Here is a 607-nt window from a genome sequence, read left to right as displayed (position 1 = left end):
CGTTGCCGCCGTTCCCGGGGTTGCCGGCGATCACGCTGCCCAACCTGGGCGCGGACATCAGCGCGGCCTTGAACGCGGCGTTGAATTTGACGCTGCCGGGGCTGCCGCCGATCAACTTGACGCTGCCGGGGTTGCCGAGCTTCACGTTGCCGCCGTTCCCGGGGTTGCCGCCGATCACGCTGCCCAACATCGGCGCGGACATCAACGCCGCGTTGAACGCGGTGTTGTCCGGGGCGTTGACGTTGCCGCCGATCAACCTGTCGTTGCCGGGCCTGCCGTCCTTCACGTTGCCGCCGTTCCCGGGGTTGCCGGCGATCACGCTGCCCAACCTGGGCGCGGACATCAGCGCGGCCTTGAACGCGATGTTGAATTTGACGCTGCCGGGGCTGCCGCCGATCAACCTGTCGCTGCCGGGCCTGCCGTCCTTCACGTTGCCGCCGTTCCCGGGGTTGCCGGCGATCACGCTGCCCAACATCGGCGCGGACATCAACGCGGCCTTGAACGCGGTGTTGAATTTGACGCTGCCGCTGCCGCCGATCAACCTGTCGCTGCCGGGCCTGCCGTCCTTCACGTTGCCGCCGTTCCCGGGGTTGCCGGCGATCACGCT

General features: G+C 68.5%; 1 pseudogene. It reads left to right on the top strand.

Features of this window, described 5'->3' with window-relative positions:
* Positions 1-131: 131 nt before the first annotated feature.
* Positions 132-607: pseudogene (locus A5712_RS31485) on the top strand (hypothetical protein); the annotation flags it as partial.

It is taken from the genome of Mycobacterium sp. E2327, assembly GCF_001672675.1.
Lineage (GTDB): Bacteria > Actinomycetota > Actinomycetes > Mycobacteriales > Mycobacteriaceae > Mycobacterium.
Note: the sequence above shows the minus strand (reverse complement) of the source record. Positions and strands in the feature narration are given on the sequence as shown.